Consider the following 13,662-nt stretch of genomic DNA (forward strand, 5'->3'; position numbering starts at 1 on the left):
TTACCTTTCTTACCGATCTGCAAGAGGAATGTATTCTGCCTCCGGAAGTACATTCTTGTAAGCCGGACGGATGATCTTGTCTACATTGATCAGCTCCTCCATACGGTGGGCGCTCCAGCCGACAATACGTGCAATCGCAAACATCGGCGTATACAGCTCCAGCGGCAGATCCAGCATGCTGTAAACAAAGCCGCTGTAAAAGTCCACATTGGCACTGACACCCTTGTAGATCTTGCGCTCTTCTGCGATAACCTGTGGTGCAAGACGCTCCACTGCTTCATACAGCTGATAATCCTTCATCCTGCCCTTCTCTCTGGCAAGCTGCTCTACATAGCCTTTAAATACTTCCGCACGTGGGTCGGAAACAGAATAGATCGCATGTCCCATACCATAGATAAGGCCCCTTTTGTCAAAAGCTTCCTTGTGCAAAAGCTTCCTGAGGTATGTACGCACCTCATCCTCATCACTGTAGTCATGCACATGTTTTCGCATATCATTGAACATCTTCACTACCTTGATATTGGCACCACCATGCTTCGGTCCTTTCAGGGAACCAAGTGCTGCTGCGATCGCTGAATACGTATCTGTTCCGGAGGAAGAAACTACGTGAGTGGTAAAGGTAGAGTTGTTACCACCGCCATGCTCCATATGAAGGATCAGGGCAATATCAAGGATCTCCGCTTCCAGAGCCGTATACTTCTTATCCGGTCTTAAAAGGCGCAGGATATTCTCTGCTGTGGAAAGCTCTCTCTTAGGCTGATGGATATAAAGGCTTTTGCCCTTCTCATAATGGTTGTAGGCCTGATAAGCATAAACAGATAACAGTGGGAAAACACTGATAAGATTAATGCACTGACGAAGCACATTATCAAGCTGGATATTGTCCGGATCCTTATCATAAGAATAAAGTGTAAGGACACTTCTGGACAAAGCATTCATAATATCCCTGGACGGTGCTTTCATAATGACATCTCTCACAAAATTTCTCGGCAATGTCCTCTGATCGGCCAGAATACCGGAAAACTCATTCAGTTCTTCCTGGTTTGGCAGCTTGCCGAAAAGAAGCAGATAAGTCACTTCTTCGAAACCGAACCGTCTGTCATTGATAAATCCCCTGGTCAGATCCTTGATATCATATCCTCTGTAGGAAAGCTTGCCCGCACAGGGAACTTCCTTTCCGTCTACGATCTTCGTAGCCTGTACATTGGAGATCTGGGTCAGTCCCGCAAGAACGCCCTTTCCATTAAGGTCACGCAGGCCTCGTTTGACATCATATTTACCATAAAGGGATAAATCCAGTTTATCATTCTCCAGACAGATCTGGGTCAGTTTCTCAATCTCAGGTGTCACTTTCATGTTAAATCTGCTCATTAATAAATTCCCCTTTCGCTTTCTGTTTATTGCTGTTCGATAGCGGTCCCTCCTCATTCCCCTCTCAAGCAATTCTTATGCTGCTGTTCACTCCATGGACATGAATGGCAGCATTTCTGGTCTTATTCCACATATCCCGGCATAACCGGCCGGGATATTTCATAAATGATTATAACATTTTTTTCGCTATTGGTCTATGATGAAAATTCTATTGATGATCACCTCTGCTTATATGTAGCAAAGAACTCTTTCATCTTTTTCATGGCTTTATCCAGCTGGCGGATATCCGGCAGATATACAATACGGAAATGATCCGGCTGATGCCAGTTGAATCCTTTTCCCGGAACGATAAGAACCTGTTTATCATGCAGGAAATCCAGTGCAAACTGTTCATCATTGAAGATATTGAATTTTTCTGTATCGATCTTCGGGAAGATATAGAATGCCGCACGTGGCTTCACTGCTGAAATTCCCGGAATATCATTAAGAGCCTTATAAATAAAATCTCTCTGCTCATACACACGTCCGCCCGGCTGGATATATTCATTGACGCTCTGATATCCACCCAGTGCAGTCTGTACGATAGACTGTGCCGGAACATTGGAACACAGACGCATGGAAGAAAGCATGTTGATTCCCTCAATATAACCTTTTGCCTTATTCTTTGCACCACTTAAGATCATCCAGCCGATACGGAATCCCGCAATCATATGGGACTTGGACAGTCCGGAAAAAGTAACACAGAATACATCCGGTGCAAGAGATGCAATAGATGTATGTTTATATCCATCCATAACAAGACGGTCATAGATCTCATCAGAAAAGATGATCAGTTCATGTTCTCTTGCAATATCTGCGATCTGCTCCAGGATCTCCTTCGGATATACTGCACCTGTAGGATTATTCGGGTTAATGATAACGATCGCCTTGGTCCTTGGTGTGATCTTGCTCTTGATATCCTCAATATCCGGATACCAGTCAGACTGTTCATCACAGATATAATGAACTACATTTCCGCCTGCCAGTGTTGCAGTAGCTGTCCACAACGGATAATCGGGCGCCGGGATCAGGATCTCATCCCCGTTATCAAGCAGTGCCTGCATACAAAGGTTGATCAGCTCACTGACACCATTTCCTGTATAAATATCATTAATGGTAACTCCCGGGATCCCGCGAAGCTGTGCATACTGCATGATCGCCTTCCTTGCGGAAAAAATACCCTTGGAATCAGAATATCCCTGGGACGTACGTACATTGCTCAGCATATCAAGAATGACTTCCTGCGGTGCAGAAAATCCAAAAGGATACGGATTACCTATATTAAGCTTCAGGATCTCCATTCCGTCCTCTTCCATTCTGGCCGCCTCATCTACAACCGGTCCTCGCACGTCATACAGTACGTTGTCAAGCTTTGATGATTTCCCGAATGTTCTCATAAAAACCACTCCTTTACCTATTTTCACTATTATTTTAACTTTTTGTGTTCATAGTCAAAAAATATTTATTTCTATATCTTCTCACATTTGCTCCCTCAACGCAAGAAATAAAAATTTAAAAAATTTTATTTTAGCACTTCCCTTTTTTAGCATGTTAATGTATAATAGCACTCGAATTTAGTTTTCAACGCAATTTAATATGTGATGAGGAGGAAACAACAATGTCTTACACAGAAGAAGTTTATGAAAGAGTTGTAGCACAGAATCCTGGCGAGCCAGAATTCCATCAGGCAGTTAAGGAAGTTCTCGATTCCCTTAAAGTCGTAATTGACAAAAATGAGGAAGAGTATCGTAAACTTTCCATCCTTGAGCGTCTTGTAGAGCCAGAGAGGATTATCTCCTTCAAAGTACCGTGGATCGATGATAACGGAACTGTACAGGTTAACAAGGGATATCGTGTTCAGTTCAACAGTGCGATCGGACCATACAAGGGCGGCTTAAGATTCCATCCTTCTGTAAATCAGGGTATCCTGAAATTCCTTGGTTTTGAGCAGACCTTTAAAAACTCTCTTACAGGCCTTCCGATCGGCGGCGGAAAAGGTGGTTCCAACTTCGATCCTAAAGGTAAATCTGACAGAGAGGTTATGGCATTCTGCCAGAGCTTTATGACAGAGCTTTGCAAATATATCGGTGCAGACACAGATGTACCGGCTGGTGATATCGGTGTTGGCGGACGTGAGATCGGATATCTCTTCGGACAGTACAAGAGAATCCGCGGACTCTATGAGGGTGTACTCACAGGTAAAGGTCTCTCCTTCGGCGGTTCTCTGATCCGTACAGAGGCTACCGGTTACGGTGTTGTATACATGCTCAACGAGATTGCTAAGGCTCACAATGATTCCGTAGAAGGAAAAACAATCGTTGTAACAGGTTCCGGTAACGTAGCTATCTACGCTGTTGAAAAAGCTACACAGCTTGGTGCCAAAGTTGTTGCAATGAACGACTCAAACGGATATATCTATGATCCGAACGGAATCAACCTTGACGTAGTAAAAGACATTAAAGAAGTTAAACGTGGACGTATCAAAGAGTACGCTGACCGTGTTGAGGGTGCTACTTACACAGAGGGACTTGGCATCTGGAACATCAAGTGTGATATCTATCTTCCATGCGCTACGCAGAACGAGCTTGGCCTTGACGGAGCTAAAACACTTGTTGCAAACGGCTGCAAGTATGTAGTTGAGGGTGCTAACATGCCTACTACTCTTGATGCAACAACATACCTTCAGGAGAACGGCGTTCTCTTCATGCCTGGCAAAGCCGCAAACGCTGGCGGTGTTGCTACATCCGCACTTGAGATGAGCCAGAACTCCATGAGACTTTCCTGGACAAGAGAAGAAGTTGATGAGAAACTTCACAACATCATGATCGACATCTTCCACAAAGCTGATGACGCTGCTAAACGTTACGGCATGGAAGACAACTATGTTGTAGGTGCTAACATCGCCGGCTTCGAAAAAGTTGTCGATGCTATGAAAGCTCAGGGCATTGTTTAATTTCAAGTTTCCTGACTCTTTAACGTGAGATCATATAACCGGACCGCAGAGGTTTTTCCCTGCGATCCGGTTTTTTATTTCTTTGAAACATTGCAGAACAATTTTCCATAACAAAAAAACCAGCCGTCGCAAAGGACAGCCAGTTCTCTTTCTTCTATATATTATTCACGATCATCTTGCAGCTTCTCTGCAAATATAAATGTCTGAGAGCAACATCAGTTTATCAGTTTCTTCAGTTCATCCATAAAAGTGCTGACATCTTTAAATTCCCTGTAAACCGATGCAAAGCGCACATAAGCTACTGCATCCAGATCTTTCAGATGTTCCATGACGATCTCTCCGATCTTGGTACTGCTGATCTCACGATCCTCTGAGCGGAAGATATCTCCCTCTATGGAATCGATCATCTCCTCTACTCGCTCAATGGGAATGGGGCGTTTATAGCACGCACGCAGAACACCATCCTGAATCTTGGATCTCTTATAGCTCTCACGATTCTGATCCTTCTTGATCACAGTCAGCGGAATCGTCTCCACTTTCTCATAGGTTGTAAATCTCTTCCCGCAGGCATCGCAGAGACGGCGGCGGCGGATAGAATTGGTATCCTCCACAGGTCTGGAATCCACAACTCTTGTATTATCCTGGTTACAGAACGGACATCTCACAAAACTCTCCCCTTTCCGGATCAATATTTATTTTTATTATAAAATATTTGCATATAATGTGTCAATAATTGGACTTGCATAAATTTTACAGATTTTCCATAAAATCATATCAGGTGATGAATTTATGCGTATCTGCGAACTGAAACAGAAAGAAGTGATCAATATCCACACCTGCAGAAGCCTTGGCTGTCCCATAGATGTGGAATTCTGCTGCGAAACATCCCGTCTGAAAGCTCTGGTCATGCCTGAGCCCGGAAAATTCTGCTGGTGTTTTTCCAAAGGAGGCGAATGTATCATTCCCTGGGACTGTATCCGTCAGATCGGAGAAGATATCATTCTTGTAGATTTCCGGAGCGAAAAACATCTCCCCGGAGAATAAAAATCCACCATTTGTCAAGGTCTATTATTTTTATTATTTTCACCGGAAAAGTATATTTCATCCGCCCTCTGAGAATCATCTTAATGTACCGACAAGACAAGGAGGATTCTAAGATGGCACTGAATAAAGTGGAAATATGCGGAGTAAATACCTCAACTCTTCCTGTTCTGAATCAGGAGGAAAAAGAGGAACTCTTCAAAAAAATCAAAGCTGGCGATGAGAAAGCCAGAGAATTGTACATCAAAGGTAATCTGCGGCTTGTTTTAAGCGTGATCCGGCGTTTCCAGAACAGCAACGAAAACCCAGATGACCTTTTTCAGATCGGCTGTATCGGCCTGATCAAAGCAATCGACAATTTCGACACTACCCTTCAGGTAAAATTTTCAACCTATGCTGTTCCCATGATTATCGGCGAGATCCGTCGCTATCTCCGGGATAACAACAGCATACGAGTCAGCCGTTCTCTGCGGGATATCGCCTACAAAACCATTTACACTAGGGAAAATTATATGCGACAGCACTTAAAGGAACCAACCATCGCCGAGATCGCAGATGAAATCGGCATTGACAAAGAGATGATCGTCTATGCAATGGATGCGATCCAGAGTCCTGTCAGCCTTTTTGAGCCTGTATATTCCGAAGGCGGGGATACTCTTTATGTAATGGATCAGATCAGTGACCGAAAAAACAAAGAAGAAAACTGGGTCGAAGGTATTTCCCTGAGAGATGCCATGAACCGTCTTGGACAGCGGGAACGCCATATCATTGAACTCCGCTTCTACGAAGGAAAAACCCAGATGGAGGTTGCCGATGAGATCGGTATTTCCCAGGCCCAGGTCAGCCGCCTGGAAAAAAATGCTCTTCGAAGCATGCGGAATTACCTGCGTAATTAACTCCTGTTTCCCGTTTTTCTTACAGCTTTGGTTTTTACAGCTTTCGTTTGCCGGAAAAATATTACGGCAGACTGCATGATTCCGCAGCTTTCCATTCGTTTATGGCACGGATATCATTTTACAGTCTGCCGTCATACATATGATTATATTATTTCAGTGCTTTTTCAATCTCATCAATCACGATCCGAAGTGCTTTCAGTCTTGCATATTTCTTATCTACAGATTCCAGGATATGCCACGGTGCATAGGTTGTGCTCGTCTTCTGAAGCATCTCATCCACTGCTCCCTCATACTGATCCCATTTCTCACGGTTTCTCCAGTCCTCGTCTGTGATCTTCCAGCGCTTCTCCGGATTGTTCTGCCTGTCATTGAATCTGGCAAGCTGTGTATCCTTGTCTATCTGCACCCAAAATTTCACGATCACAGCTCCCCAGTCAGAAAGCTCCTTCTCAAATTCATTGATCTCATTGTAAGCACGTCTCCAGTCATTCTCACTGCAGAATCCTTCCAGGCGTTCCACCATAACTCTTCCATACCAGGTTCTGTCAAAAATAGCGATATGTCCATCCTTGGGAAGTCTTGTCCAGAATCGCCACAGATAATGTCTTGCCTTCTCATGAGGTTCCGGGCTTGCAATCGGATGCACCTCAAAGCCACGGGGATCCAGTGCTTCGGCAATACGTTTGATGTTGCCGCCTTTTCCTGCTGCATCCCATCCTTCATAGGTAATGATCACAGGTACTCTCTTCCTGTACAGACGGTTGTGAAGACTTCCAAGCTTCGCCTGGAGTTCCTTGAGTTCTGTTTTATACTGCTCATCATCCACTTCTTTTCCGTCCAGTGGAATCTCATCAAGTTTTGGCATCTCCACCATCGGAAAAACATTCTGCAGGATTGGAACCGAATGCTTGCTGTTCTCCATGGCAATCTCAATATTGCTGATCATCGTCTCCAGCACCTGAAGCTCTGCCCATTTCCGGTCGCTGGCATCTATGATATACCACGGTGCCGAAGATGTATTGGTATCACGCATATACTGATCAAAAACCTTCCGGCATTTCTTATAATGATCGTTCTGCCAGAGATCATAGTCATTGATCCTCCAGCAGGTATCCTTGCTCTCCAGAAGAACGCCCATACGTTTCTCCTGTTCCTTACGGTCGATCTGCATAAAGAATTTCAGAAGGACATAGCCATTATCTGTGAGCTGCCGCTCAAATCTCCGGATACTGTCGATACGCTTTACGTAAATCTCGCCTTTCAGATTTTTGTCCATTCGGTCACGGCAGGTCTGGTCCATCCATCCGGAATCCAGAAATGTGAACTTGCCTGCCTCCGGAATTTCCTTAAAATACCGGTAAAGAAATGGTCTTCGCAAATCTTCTTCTGTAGGCGCAGACATAGTCGCAACTTTGAAAAAACGGGGATCAATGTTCTTGATCACCTTACTTATGGTGCTGCCTTTTCCGGAGGCACCCCAGCCTTCAAACAGCACGATCACCGGAATCTTATGCTCCTTCAGTGCCATCTGAAGTTCATACAGTTTCGTCCTTGCAGTAACAAGCCGTTCCTTGATATCTTCTTTTTCCGGAATCAGTTCCGGGTTCCAGTTTTTTAACATCTGCATCGTCCTTCCTGAATTTTTTGAATATTCATATTATATCACATTTATAGATATTTTACGATAAACTTTACATAAATTTTACAGACAGATAATCTCTTTGGAATCTTCAGATTTTCTTTATAAATCCTGGTAAAATAATCAAAAAATATTTCACCCTCTTGACAATTCTTCTTCCGCTACATACAATATATGCGCTGATCGTTATATTTTTAACCGGCAAACTGCAAAGCAGTTATCTGGTACAAAGTTACATAGCTCTGCACCGGATGAATTTTAAAATTTGTTTCAAGGAGCATATCATGAAACTTACAGAAGAACTTCTTAAAAAAATGGAAGAAAAAAAAGAGCTGTATGCAGACGGCATCATCATGCCGGACGGAGATTACCGCCTTATTACTGACGGACATCTGAAAACTCTTATGGCTCTTTTACCATATACAGAACATGAGATCTGGAAAATGATCCCGGAGGATGATTCCGCTCTCTTCTGGCTTGTGGAAAAAACAGGCTGTGTACTGACAGATGTGAATTCTACTATCGGAATGGAAATGACCCCTGCACAGGAAAAAACCTACAAGGCTCTTTCCGGCAGAGGCATCGTTTCATCTGAATATTATGATCTTACCAGACAACGTGAGAAATTCAGAGAACAGCATTAAGATTCTCAGTCATCATACCCTTCCAGGAATGAATGTTTTACGCCATCCTTCTTATATGCGATTACCGTATGAAGATTGACATTCTCCACACTTCGGAAAATGTTGCTCTCAATATGTGGGTTTACTTTTTTAAGCTCTGCGATCAGATTCTTGATCTCCATACGTTTGGAAACACTGGTCCCGTCTGTACGGCAGGTGGTACATGTATCTGTAAATTTGCATGCACACTGGATAAAATGAAGATCATTGTAATCTCTCCAGTGCTTGATATCTGCCTCGCGGATCAGATACATCGGGCGGATCAGCTGCATTCCCTCAAAGTTTGTACTGTGAAGCTTCGGCATCATGGTCTGTACCTGTGCACCGTAAAGCATTCCCATAAGGATCGTCTCGATCACATCATCGTAATGATGTCCCAGTGCGATCTTATTGCAGCCCAGCTCTTTTGCTTTGCTGTAGAGATAGCCTCTTCGCATTCTCGCACAGAGATAGCACGGAGATTTTTCAACATTGTAAACTGCGTCAAAGATCTCTGTCTCAAAAACCGTGATCGGAATTCCAAGGATCTTTGCATTGTGCTCGATCAGTGCACGGTTGGCTTCGTTATATCCCGGATCCATCACGAGAAATACCAGCTCAAACGGAAATTTGTTGTGACGCTTCAGTTCCTGGAACAGCTTGGCCATCAGCATGGAATCTTTACCGCCGGAAATACAGACTGCGATCTTATCTCCAGGCTTCACCAGCTCATAATCATTGATTCCTCTGGCAAATCTGGAAAACAGCTGTTTATGGAATTTCTTGCGGATACTGAGTTCAATATCCCTCTGGCGCTGTTCCTGTGCCTCATTTTTTTCCTCCGCACTGTCCTCTTTATTGGACATTTCCTTCTGCATCTGCTGCAGGATCCAGCCTGTATAGCCGCCCTTAAGGCTCAGTGCAGGAATTCCCTGCTCGCTTAACATCTGTGCTGCTTCCTTGCTGAAAAGTCCTCTGGTACAATAGAGAACCGGAATCCTGTCCCCTTTCAGCTCATCGATCCGTCCCTCAAGCTCCTGCTCCGGAATGGATACTGCTCCCGGGATCATTCCATATTCAACTGTTACTTTATCACGGGTATCTACCAGAAGATATTTTTCCCGTTCTTTCTCCACCTGGTCAAAAGAAATCTCCAGTGTTTCTTCTATCATGCTGTTTTTATTCCTTTCCTTACAGCGCCTCTTTGATCATACCATCACAGGCGATCGTCACAACCTGCCACGGAATTATCTTCCCGCTTTTTTGCATGGCGCGGACCACTGCGTTCTCAATGCCTCCGCAACAGGGAACTTCCATGCGTACAACACGGATACTGCGAATCGAATTGTTCCGTATGATCTCCGTAAGCTTGTCAGCATAATCTCCCTCATCCAGCTTTGGGCATCCGATCAGCGTCACATGGCCTTTCATAAATTTCTCATGAAAACCTGCATAGGCATAGGCTGTACAATCTGCTGCGATCAGAAGCTGTGCATTTTCAAAATATGGTGCATTCACAGGAACAAGGTTAATCTGTACCGGCCACTGGGCAAGACAGCTCTCAGATGCTGTTCCGGCAGCCGGATTCTCCCGGTTCTCTCTTTTGGGAACCGGCTGTTCCTGTTTCAGGCTTCTTGCCATGCTTCCGGGACACACGTGAGGCGTTCCCTTGGCTGCAAAATCCCTTGTATTTTTAAGCTTCATCCTTTTTTCCACGGCGTCTGCATCATAATCTGCTGCTTCACGTTCTATGATACGGATCGCATCTGTCGGGCAGGCGGGAAGACAGTCTCCCAGTCCGTCACAGTAGTCATCCCGGATCAGCTTTGCCTTGCCGTCAATCATGGCAATCGCGCCCTCATGGCAGGCTGCTGCACAGGCACCACAACCGTTACATTTCTCTTCATTAATATGAACGATCTTTCTTATCATCATTTATCTCTCCCTGAACTTTATATTTTCTGTAGCTGTTTTCTTATTTACAGCCATATCATACAAAGTTCTGTAGAATATTTCGGTAACATATGTTACACCTCAGAGATAATATTCCAGTTTTTCCTGATCTTTCACGAGAATCTGACGTCTGCCAAACTCTATGATCCCTTCTTCCTGCATTTTTCCAAGCTCTCTGGAAAGAGATGGCCTTGTAATATTCAGATAATCTGCCATCGCTTCTCTGGAGAGCTTCATACGAATCTCTCCGTTGCTGTCCTGACATTCCACAAGAAACCGGACGATCCTCTCCCGCAGACTGCCGCTTCCCAGGATTCGAAGCTTCTGGTTCATATTGTAAGCCTTCTCCGCAAAAACCTCAAGAAGATTTTCTCTCAGTTTTCTGCCAAGGTCATCCCCTTCCTGCTCTGTAAAAATCCGGCTGTCCATGACCAGCACCTTCGTCTTCTCTGCCGCTTCCACATACATATCATAAAAAGCCTTTTCCATAAAAGCATAAACTTCTCCGAATAATACGCCAGGTTCCTCCAGCTGAGTCAGAAGAATCCTTTTTCCGGAAAAGGTTTCTTTTGCAATGAACACACTTCCTTCAAGAAGCATATAGACTGCATCCGGCCGGTCCATCTCCTGAAAGATTCTTTCTCCTCTGGAAAAAATCTTTATCGTTCCCTTCTGCTTCAGAAGGCTTTTGATTTCTTTTTCACCAAGCCTTCTGCACAGCCTGCTGCCTTTCAAAACTTTCAACAGTTTTTTCTTTTCTTTGTCTTCCATTTTTTCACCTCGTCTTATACTGGTTTTTATCATATTTCTATATTATCTGTCAACTTTCCCTGCCGCAGCCTGTACTTTTTTCTGAAAATACGTTATAATATTTTTTGTTGTGACTATTTGACAGATATTCTTCTGTCAGACATCAGAGCATTATCTCTTTTTTACAAATATATGATTACCAAGGAGGACACCGGAAATGCAAACACAGAATCAGACTCTTCTTTCTGAGAGCACACTGACATCCCGGCCAACTGATATCATTGCGGGATTTCCTGTACGTCCCGGTTTTTTTGAATTAAATGGAGCAACTCCTCTTTCCAACGGAGTAAACTTTACTGCACATACCCGCCACGGCAGATCCTGCGAGCTTCTTCTTTTTCATTCCGGTGAGGAAGAACCTTTCGCAGTTCTTCCTTTCCCCAATGCCTGTCGTATCGGTGATGTCTATTCCATGATCGTCATGGGACTGGATATTGAGGATCTGGAATACGGCTACCGCATTGACGGACCATATGAGCCGGAAAAAGGCCATATTTTTGACAAGACCAAGGTTCTTCTCGATCCTTACGCCAAGGCCGTTGCCGGTCAGCGTGAATGGGGTCAGAAAAAGGTGGGCAGCTATCACGCCCGCGTGGTACGTGATACTTTTGACTGGGAAGATATGCCTCAGTCTACCCGCAAGATCAGCGATCTTATCATCTACGAGCTTCATGTCCGTGGTTTTACACAGGATCCATCCTCTGGTGTTATCCATCCCGGAACCTTTGCCGGACTTCGTGAAAAGATTCCTTACCTTAAGGAACTTGGCATCAATGCCGTAGAACTGATGCCAATCTTTGAGTTCGATGAGAACATGAACGCCCGAACTGTAAACGGCAAATGCCTCCTGGAATACTGGGGGTACAACTCCGTTAATTTCTTTTCCCCAAATACCAGCTATGCCTCCAAAACCGAGCATAACTGTGAGGGAACGGAACTTAAGGAACTGATCCGTGAACTTCACGAAAACGGAATCGAGGTCATTCTTGACGTTGTGTTCAACCATACAGCCGAAGGTAACGAACTGGGAAAAACCTTCTGCTTCAAGGGCTTTGACAACAAGGTCTATTATATGCTTACCCCGGAAGGAAATTATTATAACTTCAGTGGCTGCGGAAACACACTGAACTGTAACCATCCGATCGTCAGACAGATGATCCTGGAATGCCTTCGCTACTGGACTATCAATTACCGTGTGGACGGTTTCCGTTTCGACCTGGCAAGTATCCTGGGAAGACATGAGGACGGTTCTCCGCTTAACAATCCACCGCTTCTGGAGCTTCTGGCCTACGATCCGGTTCTTCGAAACGTCAAGCTGATCGCCGAAGCCTGGGATGCCGGTGGATTATACCAGGTAGGTTCTTTCCCGGCCAGCCGCCGCTGGGCTGAGTGGAACGGCCGTTACCGTGACTGTCTCCGTTCCTTCCTGAAAGGCGATTTCTGGAATGCCTGGGACGCTGCCTGGAGTATTTCCGGATCCGGTGATCTCTACGGTGGTTTTTATTCTGATCATAGCGACAACTACGCAGGCTACAATTCCTGTGTCAATTTCCTTACCTGCCATGACGGCTTCACCATGTACGACCTTTATTCCTACAATGAGAAGCATAACGAGGCAAACGGCTGGAACAATACCGACGGCTCCAATGATAACCGCAGCTGGAACTGTGGTGAAGAAGGAGATTCCACTAATCCGGAGGTTCTTTCTCTCCGTTTCCGTATGATCCGAAATGCCTGTGCAGTACTGATGTCCAGCCGCGGAACTCCGATGTTTCTTGCAGGTGATGAATTCGGAAATACCAAACACGGCAACAATAATACTTACTGTCAGGATAACGAAACTTCCTGGATCAACTGGAATCTTCTGGAGAAAAATCACGATCTTTTTGAATTTTTCAAATTTATGATCAAATTCCGTAAGAATCATCCGGTTATCTCCCGTAAGCTTCCGAATGCAGTCTGTGGCATGGAAAATATTCATACCCACAATATTGATGCAAAGGATGTGACCATTCCACGAGACGCCCACACTTTCGCCGTAAGCTTTGCAGGCTACGACAAGACCAAAGGCGCCGATGATCTGATCTACATTGCCATCAACGCTTACTGGGAAGATGTAACGATCACACTTCCGGAACTTGCACGTCCTGGTGCATGGTATCTCTGCGTGAATACCTTCGGCGACGGAGACGGCCGCTATTTCTACGAAGAAGGCCAGGAGCCACGCATTGAGCACGATTTCTGCATGCGTCCCAGATCTGTGGCTATCTTTACAGGACGTAATTATTAACAGAAACA

Annotated in this window: 12 protein-coding genes; 5 read left to right on the top strand and 7 right to left on the bottom strand. The window is 44.7% G+C overall.

What is annotated here, in order from left to right:
* Positions 1-9 precede the first annotated feature (9 nt).
* The gene (locus WMO28_RS01730; RefSeq protein ID WP_349055862.1) at positions 10-1,371 is read right to left on the bottom strand and encodes a citrate/2-methylcitrate synthase; all 1,362 of its coding nucleotides are present in this window, start codon (positions 1,369-1,371) and stop codon (positions 10-12) included.
* 218 nt (positions 1,372-1,589) lie between these two features.
* Positions 1,590-2,807: an aminotransferase class I/II-fold pyridoxal phosphate-dependent enzyme gene (locus WMO28_RS01735; RefSeq protein ID WP_173738424.1), complete on the bottom strand. Its 1,218-nt coding sequence runs from the start codon at positions 2,805-2,807 to the stop codon at positions 1,590-1,592.
* Between the two features lie 221 nt (positions 2,808-3,028).
* Here WMO28_RS01735 and gdhA point away from each other — a divergent pair, with 221 nt between their 5' ends.
* Positions 3,029-4,363 carry an NADP-specific glutamate dehydrogenase gene (gene gdhA / locus WMO28_RS01740; RefSeq protein WP_118063057.1) on the top strand — a complete coding sequence of 445 codons (1,335 nt, stop codon included), beginning with the start codon at positions 3,029-3,031 and terminating at the stop codon, positions 4,361-4,363.
* 215 nt (positions 4,364-4,578) lie between these two features.
* On the opposite strand, the gene nrdR is transcribed toward gdhA, so the two are convergent.
* The gene (gene nrdR, locus WMO28_RS01745) at positions 4,579-5,028 is read right to left on the bottom strand and encodes a transcriptional regulator NrdR (protein WP_021976805.1); all 450 of its coding nucleotides are present in this window, start codon (positions 5,026-5,028) and stop codon (positions 4,579-4,581) included.
* Between the two features lie 124 nt (positions 5,029-5,152).
* Between nrdR and WMO28_RS01750 the strand changes: the two genes are divergently transcribed.
* Both WMO28_RS01750 and sigG read left to right on the top strand, forming a co-directional pair.
* The gene (locus WMO28_RS01750) at positions 5,153-5,407 is read left to right on the top strand and encodes a YlmC/YmxH family sporulation protein (protein ID WP_178645087.1); all 255 of its coding nucleotides are present in this window, start codon (positions 5,153-5,155) and stop codon (positions 5,405-5,407) included.
* A gap of 113 nt (positions 5,408-5,520) precedes the next feature.
* Positions 5,521-6,300 carry an RNA polymerase sporulation sigma factor SigG gene (gene sigG, locus WMO28_RS01755; RefSeq protein ID WP_178645086.1) on the top strand — a complete coding sequence of 260 codons (780 nt, stop codon included), beginning with the start codon at positions 5,521-5,523 and terminating at the stop codon, positions 6,298-6,300.
* A gap of 148 nt (positions 6,301-6,448) precedes the next feature.
* On the opposite strand, the gene pap is transcribed toward sigG, so the two are convergent.
* The gene (pap, locus tag WMO28_RS01760; RefSeq protein ID WP_178645085.1) at positions 6,449-7,921 is read right to left on the bottom strand and encodes a polyphosphate:AMP phosphotransferase; all 1,473 of its coding nucleotides are present in this window, start codon (positions 7,919-7,921) and stop codon (positions 6,449-6,451) included.
* A gap of 302 nt (positions 7,922-8,223) precedes the next feature.
* On the opposite strand from pap, the gene WMO28_RS01765 reads away from it, so the two are divergent.
* Complete coding sequence (locus WMO28_RS01765) at positions 8,224-8,583, top strand: hypothetical protein (protein ID WP_178645084.1); 360 nt, start codon at positions 8,224-8,226, stop codon at positions 8,581-8,583.
* A gap of 5 nt (positions 8,584-8,588) precedes the next feature.
* Here the strand turns inward: WMO28_RS01765 and WMO28_RS01770 are convergent, their stop codons facing one another.
* From WMO28_RS01770 to WMO28_RS01780, 3 genes are all read right to left on the bottom strand, one after another.
* A complete protein-coding gene (locus WMO28_RS01770; RefSeq protein WP_349055863.1) occupies positions 8,589-9,773 on the bottom strand; it encodes a PP-loop family protein in 1,185 nt (394 codons plus the stop codon).
* Positions 9,774-9,792: 19 nt separating this feature from the next.
* Positions 9,793-10,533, bottom strand: coding sequence for an ATP-binding protein (locus tag WMO28_RS01775; protein WP_349055907.1), 741 nt, complete (start codon positions 10,531-10,533; stop codon positions 9,793-9,795).
* A 102-nt stretch (positions 10,534-10,635) separates the two neighbouring features.
* The gene (locus WMO28_RS01780) at positions 10,636-11,325 is read right to left on the bottom strand and encodes a Crp/Fnr family transcriptional regulator (protein WP_349055864.1); all 690 of its coding nucleotides are present in this window, start codon (positions 11,323-11,325) and stop codon (positions 10,636-10,638) included.
* A gap of 196 nt (positions 11,326-11,521) precedes the next feature.
* Between WMO28_RS01780 and WMO28_RS01785 the strand changes: the two genes are divergently transcribed.
* The gene (locus WMO28_RS01785; protein ID WP_349055865.1) at positions 11,522-13,654 is read left to right on the top strand and encodes a glycogen debranching protein; all 2,133 of its coding nucleotides are present in this window, start codon (positions 11,522-11,524) and stop codon (positions 13,652-13,654) included.
* Positions 13,655-13,662 lie beyond the last annotated feature (8 nt).

The organism is Blautia aquisgranensis (genome assembly GCF_040096615.1).
In the GTDB taxonomy this organism is placed as follows: domain Bacteria; phylum Bacillota; class Clostridia; order Lachnospirales; family Lachnospiraceae; genus Blautia_A; species Blautia_A aquisgranensis.

Coding starts and splice junctions, on each gene's coding strand:
- WMO28_RS01775 (WP_349055907.1), bottom strand. CDS start 10,533: ATGATAAGAAAGATCGTTCATATTAATGAAGAGAAATGTAACGGTTGT.
- WMO28_RS01735 (WP_173738424.1), bottom strand. CDS start 2,807: ATGAGAACATTCGGGAAATCATCAAAGCTTGACAACGTACTGTATGAC.
- pap (WP_178645085.1), bottom strand. CDS start 7,921: ATGTTAAAAAACTGGAACCCGGAACTGATTCCGGAAAAAGAAGATATC.
- WMO28_RS01785 (WP_349055865.1), top strand. CDS start 11,522: ATGCAAACACAGAATCAGACTCTTCTTTCTGAGAGCACACTGACATCC.
- WMO28_RS01765 (WP_178645084.1), top strand. CDS start 8,224: ATGAAACTTACAGAAGAACTTCTTAAAAAAATGGAAGAAAAAAAAGAG.
- WMO28_RS01750 (WP_178645087.1), top strand. CDS start 5,153: ATGCGTATCTGCGAACTGAAACAGAAAGAAGTGATCAATATCCACACC.
- WMO28_RS01730 (WP_349055862.1), bottom strand. CDS start 1,371: ATGAGCAGATTTAACATGAAAGTGACACCTGAGATTGAGAAACTGACC.
- WMO28_RS01770 (WP_349055863.1), bottom strand. CDS start 9,773: ATGATAGAAGAAACACTGGAGATTTCTTTTGACCAGGTGGAGAAAGAA.
- gdhA (WP_118063057.1), top strand. CDS start 3,029: ATGTCTTACACAGAAGAAGTTTATGAAAGAGTTGTAGCACAGAATCCT.
- sigG (WP_178645086.1), top strand. CDS start 5,521: ATGGCACTGAATAAAGTGGAAATATGCGGAGTAAATACCTCAACTCTT.
- WMO28_RS01780 (WP_349055864.1), bottom strand. CDS start 11,325: ATGGAAGACAAAGAAAAGAAAAAACTGTTGAAAGTTTTGAAAGGCAGC.